Source organism: Streptomyces sp. NPDC003691, assembly GCF_053981115.1.
The window spans coordinates 1-15,491 of the sequence record NZ_JBSFNQ010000045.1 but is presented as its reverse complement, the minus strand read 5'-3'; the positions used below and the strand labels follow the sequence as shown (position 1 = coordinate 15,491).

The 15,491-nt window shown below is 73.9% G+C and carries 13 protein-coding genes; 7 read left to right on the top strand and 6 right to left on the bottom strand.

Translation table 11 applies throughout. The features are described 5' to 3' along the window. Positions 1-9: 9 nt before the first annotated feature. Positions 10-702 carry a response regulator transcription factor gene (locus ACWDR0_RS21165; protein ID WP_456353263.1) on the bottom strand — a complete coding sequence of 231 codons (693 nt, stop codon included), beginning with the start codon at positions 700-702 and terminating at the stop codon, positions 10-12. Then, positions 699-1,952, bottom strand: coding sequence for a sensor histidine kinase (locus ACWDR0_RS21160; RefSeq protein ID WP_456353262.1), 1,254 nt, complete (start codon positions 1,950-1,952; stop codon positions 699-701). Before ACWDR0_RS21160 ends, ACWDR0_RS21165 begins: the two co-directional genes overlap by 4 nt. A 145-nt stretch (positions 1,953-2,097) precedes the next feature. Between ACWDR0_RS21160 and ACWDR0_RS21155 the strand changes: the two genes are divergently transcribed. Then, complete coding sequence (locus ACWDR0_RS21155; RefSeq protein WP_456353261.1) at positions 2,098-2,313, top strand: hypothetical protein; 216 nt, start codon at positions 2,098-2,100, stop codon at positions 2,311-2,313. 93 nt (positions 2,314-2,406) lie between these two features. Here the strand turns inward: ACWDR0_RS21155 and alc are convergent, their stop codons facing one another. Beyond that, complete coding sequence (gene alc / locus ACWDR0_RS21150; protein ID WP_456353260.1) at positions 2,407-3,723, bottom strand: allantoicase; 1,317 nt, start codon at positions 3,721-3,723, stop codon at positions 2,407-2,409. A 2-nt stretch (positions 3,724-3,725) separates the two neighbouring features. Beyond that, complete coding sequence (gene allB, locus ACWDR0_RS21145) at positions 3,726-5,075, bottom strand: allantoinase AllB (protein WP_456353259.1); 1,350 nt, start codon at positions 5,073-5,075, stop codon at positions 3,726-3,728. 301 nt (positions 5,076-5,376) lie between these two features. Between allB and ACWDR0_RS21140 the strand changes: the two genes are divergently transcribed. After that, entirely contained in the window at positions 5,377-6,180 is an 804-nt protein-coding gene (locus ACWDR0_RS21140; RefSeq protein ID WP_456353258.1) for an IclR family transcriptional regulator, read from the top strand. Between the two features lie 154 nt (positions 6,181-6,334). Here ACWDR0_RS21140 and ACWDR0_RS21135 read toward each other — a convergent pair whose 3' ends face one another. Both ACWDR0_RS21135 and ACWDR0_RS21130 read right to left on the bottom strand, forming a co-directional pair. Then, positions 6,335-7,021 carry an alpha/beta hydrolase gene (locus tag ACWDR0_RS21135; RefSeq protein ID WP_456353257.1) on the bottom strand — a complete coding sequence of 229 codons (687 nt, stop codon included), beginning with the start codon at positions 7,019-7,021 and terminating at the stop codon, positions 6,335-6,337. 172 nt (positions 7,022-7,193) lie between these two features. Further along, a complete protein-coding gene (locus tag ACWDR0_RS21130; RefSeq protein ID WP_456353256.1) occupies positions 7,194-7,508 on the bottom strand; it encodes a DUF5955 family protein in 315 nt (104 codons plus the stop codon). Positions 7,509-8,024: 516 nt separating this feature from the next. Here ACWDR0_RS21130 and ACWDR0_RS21125 point away from each other — a divergent pair. From ACWDR0_RS21125 to ACWDR0_RS21105, 5 genes are all read left to right on the top strand, one after another. Beyond that, the gene (locus tag ACWDR0_RS21125; RefSeq protein WP_456353255.1) at positions 8,025-8,654 is read left to right on the top strand and encodes a nucleotidyltransferase family protein; all 630 of its coding nucleotides are present in this window, start codon (positions 8,025-8,027) and stop codon (positions 8,652-8,654) included. A gap of 170 nt (positions 8,655-8,824) precedes the next feature. After that, complete coding sequence (gene aceB / locus ACWDR0_RS21120; protein ID WP_456353254.1) at positions 8,825-10,450, top strand: malate synthase A; 1,626 nt, start codon at positions 8,825-8,827, stop codon at positions 10,448-10,450. A gap of 63 nt (positions 10,451-10,513) precedes the next feature. Then, on the top strand, positions 10,514-11,779 hold the full coding sequence (locus tag ACWDR0_RS21115; RefSeq protein WP_456353253.1) for an FAD binding domain-containing protein: 1,266 nt from the start codon (positions 10,514-10,516) through the stop codon (positions 11,777-11,779). 171 nt (positions 11,780-11,950) lie between these two features. After that, complete coding sequence (locus ACWDR0_RS21110) at positions 11,951-14,194, top strand: WD40 repeat domain-containing protein (protein ID WP_456353252.1); 2,244 nt, start codon at positions 11,951-11,953, stop codon at positions 14,192-14,194. A gap of 175 nt (positions 14,195-14,369) precedes the next feature. Further along, on the top strand, positions 14,370-15,377 hold the full coding sequence (locus tag ACWDR0_RS21105; protein ID WP_456353251.1) for an alpha/beta fold hydrolase: 1,008 nt from the start codon (positions 14,370-14,372) through the stop codon (positions 15,375-15,377). Positions 15,378-15,491 lie beyond the last annotated feature (114 nt).

Below are 15,491 nucleotides of genomic sequence, written 5' to 3'. Positions count from 1 at the left end.
CGGCCCAGGCTACGTCGCGGGGTCCGGCCCGTCGCCGTCGAGAAGTCCGGCGTCATGGACGAGGAGCGCGATCTGGACACGGTTGTTGAAGCCCAGTTTGGCCAGGATCCGTGAGACATGGGTCTTGACCGTGGGGACGCTCATATAGAGGGAGGCGGCGATCTCGGCATTGGACCGGCCGCGGCCGACGCCCACGGCGACCTCCCGTTCCCGCTCCGCCAGCAGGTCCGTCCTGGCGAGCGCGGCGGAGCGGCGGGAGTCGGCGCCGGGCGCCGGGGCTCCCCCGGCGACATGGCTCATCAACTGGCGGGTGACGGCGGGCGACAGGACCGGTTCGCCGTTCGCGACCCGGCGGACCGCGGCGACGATCTCGGCGGGCGAGGTGTCCTTGAGGACGAAGCCGGCGGCGCCCGCGCGCAGCGCCCGCAGCACCTGCTCGTCGGCGTGGAAGGTGGTCAGGACGACGACTTCGGGGGCGCCGGGGCGGGCGCGCAGTTCCTCGGTGGCGGTGAGCCCGTCGACGTACGGCATCCGGATGTCCATCAAAACGACGTCGGGGGCCAGCCGTTCGACCAGTGCGGGTACTTCGGAGCCGTCGGCGGCCTCGCCGACGATCAGCAGGTCACCGGCGCCGCCGAGCATCAGGGAGAGCCCGGCGCGGACCAGGGGGTCGTCGTCGACGACGAGCAGTCGGATGGTCATGCGGCCCACGGTAGCCAGGCCCGGACATGGAATCCGCCGTCCCCCGTCCGGCCGTGTTCCAGGCTGCCGCCGGCGAGGGTGGCGCGTTCGGTGAGGCCGATCAGCCCCTGGCCCGAGCCGGGGACCGGGGTCACGTCCCCGGCGGGGGCCGGATTGTCGACGGCGACGACGACCCCGCTGCCCGGGGTGCCGCTGACGGCGACGGTGACCTCGGCGCCGGGTGCGTGCTTGCGGGCGTTGGTCAGGCCCTCCTGCGCGATGCGGTAGACGGTGCGCCCGAGGGCGGCGGGCACCCGGTCCCGGTCCTGGATGCGGTTGTCCAGGACGACGGCCATACCGGCCTCGCGGCTCTCCTCGATCAGGGCGTCGAGGGTGGCCAGGGTGGGCTGGGGCCGGTCGTCCGCCCCGCCGTCGCCGGGGGCCCGCAGTACGCCGATGATCTGACGGAGGTCCTGGAGGGCGTCATGGGCACTGTCGCGGATCACTCCGGCGGCCCGGGCGATCTCGGCCGGGGGTGCGCCGGGCCGGAACTCCAGGGCGCCGGCGTGCACGCTGAGCAGAGTGAGCCGGTGGGCGAGGACGTCGTGCATCTCGCGGGCGATGGCCTCGCGGGCCAGCCGCTGGGCCTGGTCGGCCCGGAGCGCGGCCTCCGTCTCGGCGCGGTGGGCGCGTTCGCGGAGGGCGACGTACAACTGCCGCTGGGAGCGGACCAGCATGCCCCAGCCGAACGCCAGCAGCAGGATGACCACCCCGGCGGCGACGGAGGCGCCGATGGAGAGCGTCGGGTCGGGGCGGACGAAGGCCTGGACGACGCCGAGGGCGATCATGACGGCGCCGGTGATCGCGACCGGTTTGAAGGGCCGGTGGACGGCGAGGCTGAAGACCGCGACGATCAGGGCTCCGGCGACGGCCGGGGAGAAGACGCCGACCAGCGCCAGGCCCAGCGCGAGCCGGACGGGCCAGCGGCGGCGCAGCCAGACGGCGCAGCAGCTGAGCAGGCCGACGAGTTCGTCGAAGTGGATGACGGCCCGGCTGTTCTCGAACTGTTCGCTCTGGTCGACGACGACGAGCGCCATCAGGGCGGCGAAGAGGAAGAAGAGCAGGTCGACGACCCAGTCGCGCACGGTGCGCCGTACCCGGCCGCGGCCCGGGGTGCGGGCGGACCCGTCGCCCGCCGGTCCCGGATCCTGGAGTTCCGGGTCCGCGGTCATGGCCGAAGGCAGCAGCCAGGAGTATTCCGTACGGGTCATAGGGCCACGTTACGCAGCCGGAACGGGCTCGGCCGCCGGGCGGCGCCGGGTCGCTACCAAAGTCGGGGAGAGGAAGACTTTCGGCGTTCGGCGGTGTGCCGACGGCCGATGCCCCCGGCGGGCGCGGGCCGCGAGCATCGGTGCCATGAAGAAGATTCTGGAGTCCGTGGGCGGGGTGGTGCTGGTCCTGGGACTGGCCGGGGTGGTCCGGGAGCTGACGGGCTGGTTTCCGTTCCTGGGTGTGACCGGATTGCTCACGGAGAATGTGGGCCTGTTGCGGGAGCAACCGCTCTTCACGAATGTGGTGGTCGCGGTGGTGGGTTTTGTGACGGTGATGATCGGGGAGTCCCGGTCCCGCTGAGGCGTACCGCCCCGGCGGGGTGGCGGGGAGGGGTGGACGGGGCGCGGGTCCGGGGCCGGGTCGGGGTCCGGGGCCGGGTCCGGGTCCGGTGGGTCAGCCGCCGAGTTCGCGGTGGCGGGCGGCGAGGCGGGCGGCGCCCGCGGGAGTGAGGGAGCCGAAGAGCCGGAGGCGGGAGATCCCCCCGTCGGGGTAGATGTCGATCCGGACGTCCCGGGCAATGACGGGGGTGTCGAGGAGGAAACGGTGGTTGGTGTCCGGCTGGAGGCGGGTGCGGGGCAGTATTCCGGTCCATCCGCCGTCGCCCGTACCGGTGTCCGTACGGCCGGCCGTGCCGCTGTCCGTACCGCCTTCCCCGGCCCCGGCCCTCTCCCCGGCCCCGGCCCCGGTCCTGTCACCGGTCCTGTCACCGGTCCTGTCACCGGTCCTGTCACCGGTCCTGTCGCGGTCGCGGTCGCGGACCGAGAGGGCGGCCCAGCCCGCGCTGTTGCCCTTCAGATACGCGGTGTCGATCTCGACCGCGCGGATCTCGGCCTCCTCGACGAGGCGGTAGCGGATCCAGTCGTTGCCGTGGTCGCGGCGGCGACGGGTCTCCCAGCCGTCGTCCATCTGCCGGGAGCGGCCGGGCCGGATGGTGTTGGCGGCGGGTGAGTAGAAGCGGTCGGACGCGTCCTCGACCCGGCCGCCGTTCTCCAGGGCGACGAGGTCGAAGGTGCCGAGGGCGGCCAGCCAGGCGGGGTCGGGTGCGGTCTCGCCGTACACCCGCAGCCGGGCGATGCCGCCGTCGGGGTGCTGCCTGAGCCGGAGGTGGGTGAAGCGCCGTCCGGAGGTGACGGCGAAGCCGTTGGCCGCATGGCCGCCTACGGGGGTGCGGGGGACGAGGACGGTCCACTCGACGCCGTCCGCGAGCAGGTCCTCCGGTGAGGGGCTGCCGGGCAGGGAGACGCCCTCCACCGAGACCGACCGGGGGTGGTTGCCGCGGAAGTGCGCGGTGTCCACCACGATGCCCCGGACGATCCCGGGGGTGCCGAGGCGGATCAGGGCCCAGTCGTGGTCGCCGTCGGCCGGGTGGGGCGTTCCGGCGGCCGGTCCCCGGCGGCGGCGGGTCTCCCAGCCGTCCATGACCTTGCCCTTGTGGCCGAAGCGCGCCGGGTCGAAGACGGCGGGCGCGGGGATCAGCAGGTTCTCGCGGTCGGCGAAGAACTCGTCGTTGGCGGCGATCACGGCCGCGCCCAGGCGGCGGTCGGCGAGGTCGGTGAGGTGGGTGAAGGGGAAGTCCGCGGTGCGGTAGTCGGCGTAGGGGTCGCCGCCGCCGTAGGGGCGGGCGGCACCCGTGAACGCCGGAAGGGATCCGGCCGGGGCAGAGGCGGGGGAACCGGCCGGGGCGGCGGGGACTGACTCGGTCCGGGACATGCTCAGTCGCTCCTTTCGAGCAGGCGGCCGGTGGGTCCGGCCGGGGTTCCGTCCACCGCGATCCGCACACCCCGCAGCCAGGTGGAGCGGACCACTCCGCTGAGGGTCCGGCCCGCGTAGGCGGTCACCCGGTTGCGGTGGTGGAGCCGGACCGGGTCGACGGTGAAGGTGGCATCGTCCGCCAGGACCGCGAAGTCCGCGTCGCGGCCGGGTGCGACGGCGCCCTTGCGGTGCAGGCCCGCGAGCCGGGCGGGGCCCGCGGACATCCAGCGGACCACGTCGTCGAGGCGGTGGCCGCGGCGCCGGGCCTCGGTCCAGACGGCGGGCAGTCCGAGCTGGAGCGAGGAGATACCGCCCCAGGCGGAGCCGAAGTCGGGGGTCTTGAGGTCGCCGGTGCACGGGGAGTGGTCGGAGACGACGCAGTCGATGGTGCCGTCGGCAAGCCCGGCCCACAGGGCGTCCCGGTTGGCGGCCTCCCTGATCGGGGGGCAGCACTTGAACTCGGTGGCCCCGTCGGGGACCTCTTCGGCGGTGAGGGTGAGGAAGTGCGGGCAGGTCTCGGCGGTGATCCGTACGCCGTCGGCCTTGGCCCGGGCGATCACCGGCAGGGCGTCGGCGGACGAGAGGTGCAGTACGTGGACGCGGGCGTCCAGTTGCCGGGCGAGGGCGACGAGGGTCTCGACGGCGGCGTTCTCGGCGGCCCGCGGCCGGGAGGCGAGGAAGTCGGCGTACCGGCCGCCGGACGGGCCCCCGGTCAGATGGCGAGGGTCCTCCGCGTGCACGATCAGCAGTCCGCCGAAGCCCGCGACCTCCGCCATGGCCCGGCCCAGCCGGATCCGGTCCAGCGGAGGGAACTCCTCCACACCCGAGGGCGAGAGGAAGCACTTGAAGCCGAAGACCCCGGCGTCGTGGAGGGGTTGCAGATCCGCGGTGTTGGCGGGGACCGCACCGCCCCAGAAGCCGGTGTCGACATGGACCGCGGGCCGCGCCGCGTTCTGTTTGACGCGCAGATGCTCCACCGTGGTGGTCGGCGGCAGGGAGTTGAGCGGCATATCGATGAGAGTGGTGATGCCGCCCGCGGCCGCGGCGCGGGTCGCGGAGCGGAAGCCCTCCCACTCGGTGCGCCCGGGATCGTTGATATGGACATGGGTGTCGACGAGCCCGGGGAGCACGGCGTCGTCGCCGGTGTCCTCCAGCGGACAGCCGGGCGGTGGGACGGTGTCGTACGGCAGGACCGCTTCGATCCGGCCACCGCGGACGGTGATCAGGGCGGGGAGGGTGCCGTCCGGGGTCACCACCCGGGTCGACCGCACCGCCAGCCGGGCGTCCGGTTCCGTCGCCGTATCGGTCATCCACCGCCCCGTCCGACAGTTTCAACGATTTGTTGAATTCCCGCTGGGGGCATCTTCACCGCGGCGGCCGGAGCCGTCAAGGGTTGGACACTTCCGCAAAATGGAAGCAGAATCCCGTGATACAGAAGAGCGAGCAGTTGCGGAATAGGGGGCGCCGGCCGTTCGGCGGCCCGAGCACCACCGCCGGACACCGGGGCCAACACCCCCTGACCGGCGCGGACTCCGGGACGGCGACAGTGTGCCGAGGCCGGCCGCCCGGTAGGCTGCACTCTTGTCCGCCCGCCCGAAAGGACCGCCGCCCGTGCCGACGTCCAGCGCCAGCACCCGCTCCACCGACGCCGCCAAGCCGTCGAACGGCGGGGGCGTGCAGTCCCTGGAGCGCGCCTTCGATCTGCTCGAACGCATGGCCGACGCCGGGGGCGAGGTGGGGCTGAGCGAGCTGTCGGGCAGCAGCGGGCTGCCGCTGCCCACCATCCACCGGCTGATGCGGACCCTGGTGGCCTGCGGCTACGTCCGCCAGCAGCCCAACCGCCGCTATGCCCTCGGCCCGCGCCTGATCCGCCTCGGCGAGTCCTCGGCCCGGCTGCTCGGCACCTGGGCCCGCCCCTATCTGGCGCGGCTGGTGGACGAGACCGGCGAGACGGCGAACATGGCCCTGCTCGACGGCGATGAGATCGTCTATGTGGCGCAGGTGCCGTCCAAGCACTCGATGCGGATGTTCACCGAGGTCGGCCGGCGGGTGCTGCCGCACACCACGGGTGTCGGCAAGGCACTGCTGGCGGACTGCCCGCCGGACGAGGTACGGGCGCTGCTGGCCCGGACCGGGATGCCGGCCGCGACGGAGAAGACGATCACCACGCCGGAGGGCTTCCTCGCCGCGCTGGACCAGGTGCGCCGTACTGGGTACGCGGTCGACGACAACGAGCAGGAGATCGGCGTCCGCTGCCTGGCGGTACCGGTGCCGGACTCCCCCACGGCCGCGGCCATCTCGATCTCCGGCCCCGCGGGCCGGGTCACGGACGCGGCGACGGAGCGGATCGTACCGGTCCTCCAGGAAGTGGCCCGGGACCTCTCGGCGGCGCTGGCGAACACCTCGGGCGGCTGACCCGGCGCGACGGCCCGGGCGGCCGCCCGGCGCAGGACGGGCGCGACGGAGGACGGGCCCGGCGCAGGATAGGCACGACGCAGGACAGACGCGACGGAGGACGGGCCCGGGATGTTCACGGGCCCGCCCTCGCGCTGCCGCCGCCGGTTTCGGCTCAGGCGTTCGCCGCCTCGTCGATCAGATCCACGACGGCCTTCGGCTGCGAGGCCAGCGAGGCATGGCTGGCATCCAGCTCGATGACCTTGCGGGGGTTCATCCGTGCCGCCATCCGGCGCTCGTTGTCCGGGTGGATCATGCGGTCCTCGGTCGACACCTGGTACCAGACGGGCTTGTTCCGCCAGGCCGGTGCGGTGATGTTGTCGCCGAAGGTGGAGGCCAGGGGCGCCTTCTGGGTGACGGCCATGACATACGCCTCGTCCTCGGTCAGATCCTGGCCGAAGCTCCAGTGGTACTTGTCCTGCTTGATCCAGAGGTAGCCGTCCGAGTCGGGGACGATGTTGTCGAACGCGGCCGGCGGGTGCTCCTGGCTGATTCCACCGGGGCTCTCCCCCGCGTCGGGCGCGAAGGCCGCGATGTAGACCAGTGCGGTGACATTGGGCAGGTCGCCCGCTTCCGTGATGACCGCACCGCCGTACGAGTGCCCCACCAGTACGACGGGACCGTCGACCTGCTTCACCATCTTGCGGGTGCGTTCGGCGTCTTCGGCGAGGGACGTCAGCGGGTTCTCCACCGCGTGGAGCTTGTCGTAACCACGGGTCTTGAGTTCGAGGATCGCCTTGTTCCAGTGGGCGGCACCTCCCCAGAAGCCGTGCACCAGAACGATTGTCGGCTTGTCGGCCATGTCCACACCTTCGTATCGCTTGCGTGACTGCGGAACCCCCTTCCGTTCCACGCTATGGCCGGGCACAGACCCTCGCCACCGCAGCCTCACACACCCGGAGGTGCCACAGCCTCGCGCAAACCGGAGGCACCGCAGCCTGACGCACCGGAGGTCCCGCCCACGGCCCCGGCCGTCAGCGCTGGCGGGGCACCTCCCCGAACATGTCGACCGCGTTGCGCACGGCCAGCACCCCGGGCGCCAGCGCGCTGACCGAGCCGATGGCCCCGGCGATCAGCAGCAGGGCACGGCGCATCCGGGCGATGTCCGGGTCGCCCCGGGCCGCCATCTCCGCCAGTACGGCCAGTTCGTCCTCGGCGACCTCACGGTCGTAGAACCGGCCCGGGTGCGCCGCCAACTCCCGGCGCAGCCGGGAGACCGCGGCACGCAGCCCGGTCACCCGTGGGTCCTCACCGCTGTCCGTCACTCGCGCCTGCCCCGCGCTCCGCAACCGACCACACCCCCCTCGCCGCCCACCGGGCGCATCGACGACTCTCAGTCGATACTCAACCACCCAGAGTTGCGGGTCAGTTAACGGCATCCGGGGTGGTGTGCGCCACTCCGCGGACGGAAATCAGCCCGGATGCAGGCATGATTCAGGCCGTTTTCAGGATGTGGGCTGGACGGCGCCTGCGCCGTCCGACTGTGCGGGGATATCGGACAGGACCTGTCCACCGGAGTCCGAATCAGGCGATTTTCCCTGGTAGATGACCGCCGGAGCCGGGCCGGATCCGGCCGGTGCGCCGAAGTCCCCGCGCCGGAAGGGCAGGTCGGTCCCCTCTTTCCGGGCGTAGCGGGCCCCGGCGCGACAGGTGGCCGGATCCGGCTTCCGCCCCGGACACAGCAGAATCAGCCGCCCGTCGGACACCTTGGGTTGACCGGGCTTGACTCGGGCACCGGCCGTCGCTCCGTTCCCTCAGGCATCAGCGCGGGCGCGCCGCCGCCGGGTGTGGGGTAGGGAGGGCCCATGAGTGCGGACGCAAGGAGTCGGGAACCCGGATGCCGGGAGTACGGACCGGTCGCGGGTCTGGTGCTGGCCGCGGGCGGCGGGCGCAGGCTGGGCGGGCGGCCCAAGGCGCTGCTGCGCCGTCTGGGCCGGCCGCTGGTGGAGCATGCGGTGTCGGCGCTGCGCACGGGCGGCTGCGATCCGGTGCATGTAGTGCTGGGCGCGGCGGCCGGGCGGGTGCGCGCCGAGGCGGATCTGACGGGCGCCGTACCGGTGGAGAACCCGGACTGGGCCCGGGGCATGGGGTCGTCCCTGCGGGCGGGTCTGGACTCACTGGCGGCGACCGGGGCCGAAGCGGTGCTGGTGGTGCTGGTGGACCAGCCCGGCATCGGGCCGGCCGCGGTGCGCCGGGTCCGGGCGGCGGACGGCGGCCGGGGTGCGCTGGTGTCGGCGGCGTACGGGGGCGAGCGCGGGCATCCGGTGCTGTTCGGCGCCGACCACTGGCCGGAGATCGCGCGGGAGGCGGTCGGGGACCGGGGCGCGCGGGCGTATCTCCGGGCGCACGCGGCCGGGCTGACGCTGGTGGAGTGCGGCGATGTGGCGGAGCCGTACGACATCGACACGCCGGCCGATCTGTACCGCCTGGGGTGATCCGGCGGGCCGGCCCGGGCGGGGCGGCACCGCAAGCTGCCCGCCCGGGGTTTCCCGGCACCGGCACAACACACCTTGTAGTTCCACGATGAGGAAACTACTATCCGTTTTGATTGCTGATCATCTCCTGGCCCGCCTCCCGCACCGCCCGCCGAAGGAAGTGACCGCCCGTGTCCGCACCAGCGCCGTCCCCCCTGACCGTCGCCGGAGCCGCCCCCCTGCCCCGCCAGGAGGAGGTGCTGACGGAGGCCGCCCTCGCCTTCGTCGCCGAACTGCACCGGCGCTTCACCCCGCGCCGCGACGAACTGCTCGCCCGCCGTGCCGAGCGCCGGGCCGGAATCGCCCGTACCGGCACGCTCGACTTCCTGCCGGAGACCGCGGCGGTCCGGGCGGACGACTCCTGGCGGGTCGCGCCCGCGCCCCCGGCGCTGGAGGACCGCCGGGTGGAGATAACGGGCCCCACGGACCGGCGGATGACGGTCAACGCGCTGAACTCGGGCGCCCGGATCTGGCTGGCGGACTTCGAGGACGCCTCCGCCCCCACCTGGGAGAACGTGGTCCTCGGCCAGGTGAACATGGCCGACGCCTTCCGGCGCCGGATCGACTTCACCGATGAGCGGACCGGGAAGTCGTACGCCCTCGGGCCGGACGCCGGACTGGCGACGGTCGTGATGCGGCCGCGCGGCTGGCATCTGACGGAGCGGCATCTGCGGGCGACGGACGGCAGCGCGGTCCCCGGGGCCCTGGTCGACTTCGGCCTCTACTTCTTCCACAACGCGCAGCGCCTGCTCGACCTCGGCAAGGGCCCGTACTTCTACCTCCCGAAGACCGAATCGCATCTGGAGGCCCGCCTCTGGAACGACGTCTTCGTCTTCGCCCAGGAGTATCTGGGCATCCCGCACGGCACCGTCCGCGCCACCGTCCTGATCGAAACGATCACCGCCGCCTATGAGATGGACGAGATCCTCTACGAGCTGCGGGACCACGCGTCCGGGCTCAACGCGGGCCGCTGGGACTACCTCTTCTCCATCGTGAAGAACTTCCGGGACGGCGGCGAGAAGTTCGTCCTGCCCGACCGGAACGCGATCACCATGACCGCCCCGTTCATGCGCGCCTACACCGAACTCCTGGTCCGCACCTGCCACCGGCGCGGCGCGCACGCCATCGGCGGCATGGCCGCCTTCATCCCCTCACGGCGCGATCCCGAGGTGAACCGGGTCGCTTTCGAGAAGGTCAAGGCGGACAAGGACCGGGAGGCGGCGGACGGCTTCGACGGTTCCTGGGTCGCCCACCCGGATCTGGTGCCGATCGCCATGGCCTCCTTCGACGCCGTCCTCGGCGAACGCCCGAACCAGAAGCACCGGCTGCGGGAGGACGTGTCGGTGGCCGCCGGGGATCTGATCGCGATCGACTCCCTGGACGCCCGTCCGACCTCCGAAGGGCTGCTCAACGCCGTACAGGTCGGCATCCGTTATATCGAGGCCTGGCTCCGCGGCCTCGGCGCGGTCGCCATTTTCCATCTGATGGAGGACGCGGCCACCGCCGAGATCTCCCGCTCCCAGATCTGGCAGTGGATCAACGCGGGCGTCGTCTTCGAGAACGGCGAACGTGCCACCCCGGAGCTGGCCCGGCGGGTCGCCGCCGGCGAACTGGCGGCGATCCGGGCCGAACTGGGCGAGGAGGCGTTCGCGGCGGGGCACTGGCAGCAGGCCCACGACCTGCTGTTGCAGGTGGCGCTGGACGAGCGGTACGAGGACTTCCTCACGCTGCCGGCCTACGAACGGCTGACGGGCTGACGGTACGGCCGAAACAGCGCCCGGCGCCGCGGTCCGGCTGCCGGGCGCTGCGATGATGGGCCCATGCCGGGAACACGCGTCGCCGTCGTCGGCGGCAGCATCGCGGGCTGCGCGGCCGCGCTCGCCCTGTACCGCACGGGCCACCACCGCATCACCGTCCACGAACGCACCTCGGGCGAACTCTCCGCCCGCGGCGTCGGCGTCGCCGTCCACGAGGGCCGCTACACGGAGCTGGCGGCCGCGGGCCATCTGGACCCGGCCATTCCCCATACGAGACTGCGCGGGCGCCACTGGTACGTCCGCGCTGCCGACGGCGGTCCGGACGGGCCGCTGGGACGGCTGATCCACAGCGAGCACTTCGCCTTCCGTACGTACAACTGGGGACCCCTCTGGCGCGAGCTGCGGGCCCGGGTGCCCGCGGCCGTCCGGTTCCGTACCGGTTCCGCCGTCACCGCCGCCGCCGAGACGCCCGGCGGCGCGCTCCTCACCACCGCCGACGGCGCCGTACACCCCTACGACCTGGTCGTGGGCGCCGACGGCTACCGCTCCGTGGTGCGGTCCGCGGTCAGCCCCGGTCTGCGCCCCGGCTATGCGGGATACCTCGCCTGGCGCGGCGCCTATCCGGAGGACCGGCTGCCGGACGCGGGGCTCTGGGATCCGGCAGCTGCCGCGTACGTGGTCTTCCCCGGCGGTCATGTCGTGCTCTACCGGATCCCCGGCGACGGAGAGGGCCGGCGCATCAACTGGGTGCTGTACACCGTGCCGCCGCCCGGCTCCGGTGTGCTCCCGGACTCCCCCGCAGGCCTGCCGCCGGGCCGGGTCGGCGCCGCGCTGCGGGAGCGTCTGGCGGCCCTCACCGCCGCGCACTTCCCGCCGTTCTGGCGCCGGGTGATCGACCTGACCGAGCCCGGCGAGCTGTTCGTCCAGCCGGTGTACGACGCCGTCGCGTCGCCCGGCGCGACCGCCCGTATCGCGCTCATCGGCGACGCGGCCACGGTGGCCCGGCCGCATACCGGCGCGGGCGCGGTGAAGGCACTGCAGGACGCGACCCTGCTGGAGGCGGCGCTGCGGGACGGGGCGCCCCTGCCGGACGCGCTGCGGTCCTACGACCGGGCCCGGGAGCAACTGGGCCGGGCCATGGTGGACCTGGGGCGCAGTCTGGGCGGCGCGCTGGTCACCGGCGCGCCCGACTGGCGGTCCCTCGACGACACCGCCCTCGCGGAGTGGTGGCGGCGGGCGGACGCGGCGGGCGCCTTCGGAGGCCGCCGGACACCGGATCCGGCACCGGACCAGGACGTGCGCCAGGACCGGGGCGCGGCGCGGGAGTAGGCGGGGGCGCGTACGGAAGGGTGACGGAATCGGCGTACGGCCGGGTCCGACGGGACGCGGCGTTCCCCGCCCTCCACGGACTCCACCGACTCCCCGGGCACCCGGGCACCCGGGCACCCGGCTGTCGGCTGTCGGCTGTCGGCTGTCGGTGGGGGCTTCTACCGTGCGGGCATGTCCGACGATACGAATCCCCATGTCCCCGGGACCGATTCCGCGGTACCGGCCCCGGAGGTGGATCCCGGCGTCCTGGTGCACGCGGATCCGGCCCGGGTGACTGCGCTGCTCGACACGGTGCCGGGGCCTGCCGGGCGGCTGGCGGCGGCGGTGTACCGGCAGTCGGCGCATCTGCACCGGGACGCGGGCGCACGGGTGCGCCGCGGGCTGCTGGCCCTCGACGCGGCCCGTTACGGCGCGCCGGGGCGGGCGGCCCGGCTCGCCGCCGTGCCGGTTCCGGGCGACGGCGGTCCGGAGTGGCGGGTGGCGTGGGCGACGGGTTCCGAGGTGTCACCGCGCCTGCTCGCCACCCTGGCCGGTCATGAGAGACCGCTGTCGGCCGTGGTGACCGCGACGACGCCGGACGGACGCGCCGTCGCGGTGACCGGTGGCCCCGCGGAGCCGACCGTACGGGTCTGGGATCTGGCCACCGGCGAACAGACCGAGATGTGGCGGCCTCATTCGGCGGACGTGTGGTCGCTCGCCACGGCGGAGGCCGACGGCCGTCCCGTGGTGGTCACCGGCGGCTACGACGGCACCATCCAGCTGTGGGACCCGGCAGGGGGGCCGCCGGTGGGGCGGGTCGACAGCGGCCCCTTCCCCGGGATCCCCGGCGGCCCGGGCTGTCCGCCCGACGGGGTGTGGTACCCCGGGGTCTTTGTGAACTCCCTGGCCTCCGCGGTGCTCGACGGCCGCCCGGTCCTGGTGTTCACGGTCCAGACGGACGACGGCGACGCCGACGCCTGCCACGACTTCCCCGTCACGGAGGTCCACGAGCTCGCGACGGGCCGCCGGATCGCCGGAATCCACACCGGCCACCGGGGAGCCGTGCACCTGGCGAGCACCGTGCTGGACGGCCGTCCGGCCCTGCTGACCCGGACCCTGCTGGAGCCCTCGGTACGGCTGTGGGACCTCGCCACCGGGCAGCCCGCCGGTACGCTCGCCGGTCATACCGGGGGCGTGACCGCCATGACGGCCACGGTTCTCGACGGCCGCCCGGTCGTCGTCACCGGCAGCAGTGACGGCACGGTGCGCCGCTGGGACCTCAGCACCCGGCGGCCCATCGGGGACCCCCTGGCGGGGCGGGCCCGGCACCTCGATACGGCGCTGCTGGACGGCCGCCCGGTCGTGGCCGTCCTGACGGCCGACGGCACGGTGCGGATCCGGGACCTGGCGACCGGACGGGCCGTGGCGGAGCCGTTCACCGCCCGCGGGGCCCGCGCGCTCGCCACGGCCGTCGCCGGCGGCCGCCCGGTCGCCGTCACCGCCATGGACGACGCGACCGTACGCGTATGGGACCTGGCCCCGCGCCCGCCGGTCGGCTCTCCCGCCCCCGGGCACTCCGGCCCCGTCAGGGCCGCCGCCGTCATGGAGGCGGGCGGCCGCCCGGTCGTCCTCACCGCGGACGACGGGGCCCTGCACCGCCGGGACCTGGCCACCGGCCGGCCGGCCGGACCCCCGCTGGTCATGGCTGAGGGCGGCGCGGGAGCCGTGGCGGTCGCCGCGGCCACGGTGGCGGGATGCCCGACCGCGGTCGCTGTCGGCCCCCGGGCGGTCGGGGCAGGAAGGGCAGGGGCACGGCGGGTCGGGGCACGGGCGGAACTCCGCGGGACCGTGCGCCGCTGGGACCTCGTCACGGGAGCACCGGTCGGCGTGCCCGCGACCGGGATCCCCGACGCGTACGCCGTGGCCACCGCGGTGGTGAACGGCCGCCCGGTCGCCGTCACCGGCGGCCCGGCGGCCGTCGGCGGTTACGCGGGTGAACTGCGCCGCTGGGATCTGATCACCGGGCAGCAGACGGGAGCTCCGCTCACCGGGCACGGCTGGGCCGTCCAGGCGGTGGCCACCACGGTCCTCGGCGGCAGGCCCGTCGCCGTGAGCGCCGGGGGAAGGGACGGAACCCTCCGGGTGTGGGACCTGGCCACCGGCCGGCGGACGGGCGCGCCCCTGACCGGTCACACCGGCCGGGTCGGGGCGGTGGCCACCGCAGTCGTCGACGGCTGCCCGGTGGCGGTCAGCGGCGGCGAGGACCGCACCGTACGGCTGTGGGACCTCGACGCCCGGGAGCGGATCGGCTCCGCGCTCGTCTTCCCCGCGGCCGTCGGCGCACTGGCCGTCGCGCCCGGGGGGCTGATCGTGTGCTTCGGATCCGAGGCCGCGTTCCTCCGCGGGCCGGTCTCACCTTCCGGCACACCGGGGTGACTTCGCGGCCGGGGCGGGCGGGGGTGCCTCCGGCGGAGGACCGGCCGCCGAGGGTGCCGCCGTCACCCGGACGGTCCGGGCCGTCACTCTCCCGGCACGCGGGGGCGTGCGCCCCGTACCGGAGGCGAAAACGCTGAGGACGACAGCCCCACTCCGAACGAAACGAGAACAGACCATGGCTGTGTCCTCCACTTCCGTGTCCCCGTCCCGCCGCCGGATATCCCGGGCGCTGGCACTCACTCTCGCCCTGTCCGCTTCGGCGCTCACCGCCGCACCCGCCGTGGCGGCCGGGCTGCCCGCCGCCGAGGAGGTCTCGGACCCCAAGGGCGTCAAGCCGACGGTGGTGCTGGTGCACGGGGCGTTCGCGGACGCCTCCGGCTGGAGCGCGGTCGCCGAGGAGCTGGCGGACCACGGCTACAAGGTGCTGGCCCCGGCGAACCCGCTGCGCGGGCTCGTCTCCGACTCCGCGTACATCGCCAGTGTGCTGAAGAGCATCGACGGGCCGATCGTGCTCGCGGGCCACTCCTACGGCGGTGCGGTGATCGGCAGCGCGGCGGACGGCAACCCGAACGTCAGGGCCCTGGTGTACGTATCGGCCTTCATGCCCGACAAGGGGGAGAACCTGGGCACCCTGGCCGCCAAGTTCCAGGGCAGCGAACTCCAGCCGGCCCTCAACCCGGTGCCGTACTCGGACGGCCTCCGCAAGGGCACCGACCTGTACATCAAGACGGACAAGTTCCACAGCGTGTTCGCGGCCGACCTGCCGGTCTCGCAGACGAAGCTGATGGCGGTCGAGCAGCGGCCGATCGCCCAGGCGTGCTTCGAGGAGGCCGCGCCGGGCGCGGCCTGGCGGACCGTCCCGTCGTGGTTCGTCGTCTCCAAGCACGACAAGGCCATCGCCCCCGACCTGGAACGCTGGGAGGCGAAGCGGGCCAAGTCGAAGACCGTGGAGATCGACTCCTCCCATGTGTCGATGATGTCGCACCCGGACGTGGTGACCCGGCAGATCCGCGCGGCGGCGAGCGGCACCGTGACCGGTGCCGCGCAGAGCGCGGCGCTCGCCGATACGGGCTCGCGCACCATGGCCCTGGTCGGGGTCGGCGGGCTGGCCGGTACGGCGGTCCTGGCGGGTACGGCCCTGCTGGTGACGGCACGACGGCAGAGCGCGGCGCGCGGCGACTGAGCCGCTGAGGGCCCCGGCCGGCTCCGGATCAGAATCCGGAGTCCCGCCCGCTGACGTCCATATCGGCGACGTACGTCCCCACGTCGCAGGCGGTCACGTACCGGCCGCCGAGGG